This window comes from Streptomyces sp. NPDC048392 (assembly GCF_043200575.1).
Lineage (GTDB): Bacteria > Actinomycetota > Actinomycetes > Streptomycetales > Streptomycetaceae > Streptomyces.
Window position 1 is genome coordinate 52,579 of the sequence record NZ_JBICYB010000036.1, and the last position, 6,460, is coordinate 59,038.

The following is a 6,460-nucleotide window of genomic DNA, read 5'->3' on the forward strand; positions in this document are numbered from 1 at the left end:
TCCGATTCGGATCACGGTGCGGGCGGCCCCCACCGGCAAGCCCGGTCCGTCACGTCCTTAGGATGCCGAACGAGCCCAGTGGGGCTGCTGATTCTGCTGGTGGGACCGTTCCCCCCATGCCAACGGGTCCTGCTCGAAGGGGAATTTGGTGTTTTCTTCGCTCGCTGAGCCGTCTCTGCCCGGTCGAGGGGTGGTGCGTCTGGCCGCCGCGGCGCTGGTGTCCGCGCTCGCCGTCGCCGGTGTGGCGACCGGCGCGTCTCCGGCCGCCGCCCAGGGCGGGGCGCGGGGCCAGGGCGGGGCGACGGCCACCATAGGCGGCCTGAAGACGCACGGCACCGCGGTCATCCACGGGGAGGACGGCGACCAGCAGGTCCCGGCCGGCCTGTTCGAAATGTCCGTCGAGGGCGGCGGCATGCTGCAGACGTACTGCGTCGACATCCAGAACCCGACGCAGAAGGACGCCAAGTACGAGGAGACTCCCTGGAGCGGCACGTCGCTCGGCACCAACAACGACGCCGGCCGCATCCGCTGGATCCTGGGGAACTCCTACCCGCAGGTCAACGACCTCGCCGCGCTCGCCAAGAAGGCGGGCGTCCGCGGCGGGCTGACCGAGGAGGAGGCGGCGGCCGGTACGCAGGTCGCCATCTGGCGCTACTCGGACGGCGCGGACGTCGAGGCAGTCGACCCGCAGGCCGAGCGGCTCGCCGACTATCTGGAGAAGAACGCCCGCGACCTGGCGGAGCCCGCGGCGTCCCTCACCCTGGACCCGCCCGCGGTCTCCGGCCACCCCGGTGAGCGGCTCGGCCCGGTGACGGTCCACACCAACGCCGGCGGCGCGACGGTGACGCCCCCGGTGGCCGCCACGTCCAACGAGGCGGTGCGGATCGTCGACAAGAAGGGCGAGCCCGTCACCGAGGTCACCAACGGCACCCAGATCTTCTTCGACGTGCCCGAGGACGCGGAGGCCGGCACCGCCGGGCTGTCCGTCCAGGCGTCGACGACCGTGCCGGTCGGCCGGGCCTTCGCCTCCGAGAGCCGCAGCCAGACCCAGATCCTGGCCGGCTCCAGCGAGTCGACGGTCGCGGCGACGGCGACCGCCACCTGGGCCGCCGAGGGCGCGATACCCGCCCTGTCCGCCGAGACGAACTGCGCCGAGGGCACCCTGGACGTCACCGCGCTCAACAAGGGTGACGAGCCCTTCACCTTCGAACTCCTGGACGCCGAGTACACCATCGCGCCGGGCGAGACCCGGACGGTGCCGGTCCCGCTGCCGGAGGACCGCGCCTACGACTTCACCATCCGCGGCCCGGCCGGCTTCGAACAGCGCTTCTCCGGCGTCCTCGACTGCCGCACCCAGAGCGCCGCACTGGCCGACACGACCCGCCCCCTCAGCGAACCGGCCCCCACGCCCGTCACCACCCCCACCCAGAACCCGAACCTCGCCGAAACGGGCAGCTCCGGGCTGACACCCCTGATCGGTGCCCTGGCTCTCGTCCTGATCGTCGCCGGTGGCGCGACCCTGACCGTGATCCGCCGAAAGGACGCCTCCCGGTAGAGCCGAGGCGCCCCCGCTTCCCTTCCCGGGCGGGGGAGGACGATCCCGAGTGCCACCGTGGGGTCATCGGCTACGAGGGACTCGAAGGGCCCGGCGCGCTCGACGGCACCGGGGCCGCGAACCGGGTGGTGTCCACCCCACGCGACCGCAGCCGCTCCTCCGCGCGGTCGGCCAGGCGGCGGTAGTGGGGCCAGGGCCCGCGACATCGAACACCGCCAGTGCGCGATTCAGGCCGGTGTACTCGTCGGGAGACAGCTCCTCCACCCGCCCGGCCCGTGCGTGGAGCCCGAACGGGACGCGTCTGCCGTTCCGCACGTCGGGGCTGGTCAATAGTTCGCGGAGCCGCATGCGGTACTCGCCCCCCCAAGTGCCGATGCCCGTAGGTGCGACGGCTGCGTGACGGCACCGGCGAACTACGGTGACCGGGCCGACGGCCAGAGGGCACCTCACGCGACCGGTCCGCGATGCGGCGACCGACAGTGACGGACGAGGCTCAGGCACCCTCCGGGAAAGCCCAGGTCAGAGCCTCCCCAGGGAACGCGTTTCCACCCATGGCCAGCCGTGCGGCAAGATGGGGTGTTACTTACCGCGAGCGGGCATGAAAGGACCCCTCACCAGCGGTTTTCTCGCCGATGAGGGGCCGTCTCAGGCAGCCTGGGCCGTCTCTGGGCCGTCGTGAGCGTGACCGGCGGCCCGGTACATCGCGGAGATGGCTTTCCGGGTCCGCGTCTCGCTGGACGGCATGAGGTGCGTGTAGACCCGGAGGGTGAACCCCGGGTCGCTGTGGCCGAGGTAGAGACTCAGGGCCTTGATGCTCTCCCCGGCATCCAGGAGGACCGAGGCGTAGAAGTGCCGGAGCGCGTGCACCGTGCTCGCGGGCGGCGGCGTAGCGCTTGCCCTTCTCGGGGGCCGGGATGATGCCGGCGGACGCGAGGGCAGGTTTCCATGCCTGGTCGTTGAAGCCCTGACTCCAGATGGCTGCGCCGATGCTGCTCGTAAAGAGGAGTCGGTGCGTGACCCTGGGACCGGTCGGGGTCAACCAGGGCAACGTCACGTCGACGGGCGGGAAGGCCGCCATGTGCTCGCGGAGTGCCGCCGATACCTCAGGGTCGAGGGGGACGTCACGGAGCTTGCCGCGCTTGGGCGGGGCGAAGACCAGCGTTCCGCGCACCTTCTTGACTTGCTGGCGGACGTAGAGCTAGCCGAGGTCACCGATGTTGTCGACGGCCAGGCCGAAGACCTCGCCCTGTCGCAGTCCGCATCCGGCGCCCAGGTCGACCATGGCCCGGTAGCGCTCGGGGAGCCCAGCGCGCACGCCGAAGACCTGCTCAGCGGTCCACGGACGCACGCGTGACGGCGCGGGACGAGGCGCCTTGACCGATCGCGCCCGGCAGGGGTTCGAGGCCAGGAGACGGTCATCCACGGCCGCGTTGAGCACGGAGGACACCGCGTCGAAGATGAGCCGCCGGTACTGGGCGGACCTCACGGTGTCTTCGAGTCGGCGGTTCCAGTCGCGGATGTGCTCGGGCTGGAACGATCCGATCGGGCGCGTGCCGAGGTACGGCAGGGCGTGGAGGCGCAACCTGCCTTCGACGGCGGCCCGGCTCGTCAGATCGGTGGTGAGAGCGCCGAGCCAACGGTCCGTGTAATCACGGAAGGTGACACGGGCCGCTCGTGGGTCGATGTACTGCCCGCGCGCCATGTCAGCTTCGATGTTGGTCAGCCAGGCATCAGCCAAGCGCTTCTGCTTGTCCGGGAAGCTCTTGGACTTCTCGGTGCCGTCAGGACCGACGTAGCGCGCCCGGTAGCGCATGCCCGATCCGTAGCGGTCAGTCTTGACCTTGCGGGTCTTGCCGTCGGGGCCGGTCTCGGTCCGGTACCAGCGGTCTTGGATGTGCCCGGCCATCAGGTAGCTTCTCCGATCTGGGAGTCCACCCAGGCCCGCACGTCGGTCGGGTCGAAGCGGAGGTGCCGGCCGACGCGGAAGCCGCGGGGCCCGGTGCGCTTGCGGCGCCACTGGTAGACGGTCTCGACGCTGGGGAGTCCGAACATCTCGACCAGGTCGTCAGGGGTGAGGAAGCGGTTCGGCAGCTCGGGGGACACGTCACCACTCCCTTTCGGCGGTGAGCTGGTCGCGTAGGGCTTCGCGGGCGGTTTCGCGGTTGAGCTGGAGGTCTCGGGCGATGGTGGCTGCAAGGGCGGACTCACCCGGAGTGTGGCCGCGGCCGGCGTACTGCCAGTCCGTCAGCACGAGGACGGTCTCCGGCTCGCGGTCGTCCAGGCTGAGGGCTCCGGCGTCCTGGGCGGCGCGGTAGTCGGCGCGTGCCTGGCGGAGGGCGCCGAGGGTGGTGGAGTAGTGGCGGGACTTCGAGGAGAAGTGGCCGCGGAAGCCGAGCATGTGCGCCCAGGCCCAGAGGCGTCGGTCCGGATACAGCGGGTCAAGGTCGCGGCATGCGGTGATGAGGCGGCGGGTGTGGTCGGGGACGCCATGGCGGTCGAGTTCGGCGAGTTCGCCGATGCGGCGGTCGAGGGTGCCGGTGTTCTCGGCGGCCTTGGTCGAGTACTTGGCGACGTAGGAGGCGACGGCCTGTTCGGTGATGTCGGAGCCGTCCCCGAACGCCTTCACCGGCCGGACGTCGAGCTGTGTGCCCCAGCGGAACGGCCGAGCCGGCTGGTCCCCGGCGGCCGGGACCGAGACCGACGTGTAGGAGTGTGCCGCAGCTGCACCGACCGCATCTGCGAGGACACCGACCGTGGCCCAAGCGGGCGGCGGTGTTCCAGGACCCTCCGGCCCGTCAAGGCGGATCACCGCATGGAAGTGCAGGGCACCCCGTTTCTGAAACTCGGCGACCTTGCCGTACGAGAGGCGGACGTGATCGGCGAGTTCCCGGCGGGGAAGGCCAGCACGGGCGGCGAGTTCGCGGCGGAGCCGGGTGGGGGACTGTACGTTCGGCTCTGGCCCGTAATCGGTGGTAACTAAGGGTGACAGTCATCGTTGGCATGGTGTGCGCGATGTCAATGAGCTTGTGGCGATAGTGTTTTCAGGATTGTCGGCCCTGGTCATCGAGGGGGTGACGGGCGAGGGTGAGGTCATCCGGGTGTCGGCACGGACCCGGGATGATCCGGTGCCGTGCCCCGCATGCGGGACGCGAACAGCGCGGGTGCACGGGTTTCATAGGCGGATGCTCACTGGGCGGTGTGCATCGTGAAGTTGCAGGTCATGGGGCTGGTATGCGCGGGCTTCGGGATACTCGGGCTGGTCGGCGGCCGGTGTCCACGGTGAAGATCGTCTGACTGGGCGGCCGGGGTGGTTTCTGTGGTTCTGCTGCGCCTGCCGTGAGAGTCCGCTTACGATCCGTCGCCATGCGGACAGTGCCATCGGATCGCGGGGAGGGAGCGGGGTTGTCCGAGCTGGAGCGGATCACGGCTCGCCGGAGCGAGCTGGACGTGCTCGCCGAGGAACTGGGCAAACGACTGGGCGAAGTCGAGGCGGAACGGGAGGAGCTGGTGATCGCTGAACGGGTGCTGCTCCGGCTGGCCGAGCAGGACCGGGCCGAGGCAGAGGCCGCCGTCGCGGTGGCTCCGGTGAAAGCGCGGGTGGCGGGGCGTGCGGTGCTGCTGATCCCGCACCGCGGCGAGGCCCCGGACGAGGCCGCACTGCCCGACGACTACCGGCGGATTCTGCGGATCGTTCGGGCCGGCGACGGTCCGGTGCAGGTCAGGGCGGTGGGCGAGGAGCTGGGGCTTGAGGTGGCGGTGCGCGGGAAGTTGGAGCCGCTGCGGGCGAAGATGACCAAGCTCGCCGATCGTGACTGGCTGCATAAGCGGCCCGACGGACGGTTCACCGCACGTCGGTAGCCACGCCGTGATGATGACGGGCTGGGCGTAACTGGCGGACCCCCGGTGGCAGTTGAGTTTGTGTGACGAAAAACAACGGTCTCACTGAGGGCCCTGACGGCATTGTCTACACTGCTCGCCTACCGCTGTCGAGTGCCACCCTGAACTACCTCGCCACTCTGATACGCGGCCACTGCAAGAAGATCGGCTCACGCTGGCGCACACTGCCTGCGGGGAAGATCGCGGGGATCGTGCTGGCGGTGCTGCGCTGTGACCAGCGGCCCGGCGATCTGGCCGGCGGAAACGGGGTGCACCGCACCACCGTCACCCGCTGGGTGCGCGAGGCCGTCGGCCTGCTGGCCGCCCGCGCTCCGCGCCTGGACCGCGTGCTGAAGAAGATCGCCCGATCCGGTGGCGGAGTCGTACTGCTGGATGGCTCGCTGATACGCACCCGGCGGCGCACGGGAAGCGAGAACCGGAAGAACTACTCCGGCAAGAGCAAGTGCCATGGCCTGCTCGTGATCGCGCTCACCGACGATAAGGGCCGCCTGCTGTGGGTGTCGGCGGCCAGGCCCGGCCGGACCTCGGAGATCACGGCCTGCCGCCACGACCACCTCACCGACCGCCTTCGCGCGGCCGGCCTCGGCGCGATCGCCGACCTGGGCTTCGTCGGCCTCGATGACAGCGGCCCGGACGCCGACCCGGCGGTGATCACCGGCTACAAGGCCGCCCGCAACCGGCAGCTCACCCGCGGCCAGAAACTCTCCAACAAGGCCCTCGCCGCCGTCCGGGCACCGGTCGAGCACGGCTTCGCTCACCTGAAGAACTGGCGCGTACTCACCAAGGTCCGCACCGACCCGAAATGGGCGACCACCCTGGTCAGGGCCCTACTGGTCCTCACAAACCGCGAAGTCTCCCGCTGACCGACGTCTAGACGGGAGTCATGCGCTCGCCACCAGCCCGAGTACCCCGAAGCCCACGCACACCAGCCCCATGATTTGCACCTTCACGATGCACACCACTCAATGAGGTTCACACTCACTCCTCAGCGTCTGCCCTTCGGCCTCG

At 70.1% G+C, this 6,460-nt stretch carries 4 protein-coding genes and 3 pseudogenes; 4 read left to right on the forward strand and 3 right to left on the reverse strand.

Going from position 1 to position 6,460, the window contains the following annotated elements; genetic code table 11:
* Positions 1 to 148: 148 nt before the first annotated feature.
* Positions 149 to 1,555 (forward strand): Cys-Gln thioester bond-forming surface protein, encoded by a 1,407-nt coding sequence (locus ACGFYH_RS31495; protein WP_393806581.1) that lies wholly within the window; start codon positions 149 to 151, stop codon positions 1,553 to 1,555.
* Between the two features lie 645 nt (positions 1,556 to 2,200).
* Here ACGFYH_RS31495 and ACGFYH_RS31500 read toward each other — a convergent pair.
* The 3 genes and pseudogenes from ACGFYH_RS31500 to repSA form a co-directional block, all read right to left on the reverse strand.
* Positions 2,201 to 3,461: pseudogene (locus tag ACGFYH_RS31500) on the reverse strand (tyrosine-type recombinase/integrase).
* The gene (locus ACGFYH_RS31505; RefSeq protein ID WP_393806593.1) at positions 3,461 to 3,607 is read right to left on the reverse strand and encodes a helix-turn-helix transcriptional regulator; all 147 of its coding nucleotides are present in this window, start codon (positions 3,605 to 3,607) and stop codon (positions 3,461 to 3,463) included. Before ACGFYH_RS31505 ends, ACGFYH_RS31500 begins: the two are co-directional and overlap by 1 nt.
* 52 nt (positions 3,608 to 3,659) lie before the next feature.
* A pseudogene (gene repSA, locus ACGFYH_RS31510) lies at positions 3,660 to 4,490 on the reverse strand (replication initiator protein RepSA); the annotation flags it as partial.
* 100 nt (positions 4,491 to 4,590) lie between these two features.
* On the opposite strand from repSA, the pseudogene ACGFYH_RS31515 reads away from it, so the two are divergent.
* The 3 genes and pseudogenes from ACGFYH_RS31515 to ACGFYH_RS31525 all read left to right on the forward strand — a co-directional run.
* Positions 4,591 to 4,790 (forward strand): annotated as a pseudogene (locus tag ACGFYH_RS31515) (ISL3 family transposase); the annotation flags it as partial.
* 128 nt (positions 4,791 to 4,918) lie between these two features.
* Positions 4,919 to 5,413, forward strand: a complete 495-nt coding sequence (locus ACGFYH_RS31520) for a hypothetical protein (RefSeq protein WP_393806582.1) — start codon at positions 4,919 to 4,921, stop codon at positions 5,411 to 5,413.
* 62 nt (positions 5,414 to 5,475) lie between these two features.
* Positions 5,476 to 6,315 (forward strand): transposase family protein, encoded by an 840-nt coding sequence (locus ACGFYH_RS31525; protein ID WP_393806583.1) that lies wholly within the window; start codon positions 5,476 to 5,478, stop codon positions 6,313 to 6,315.
* The last annotated feature ends 145 nt before the right edge of the window (positions 6,316 to 6,460 follow it).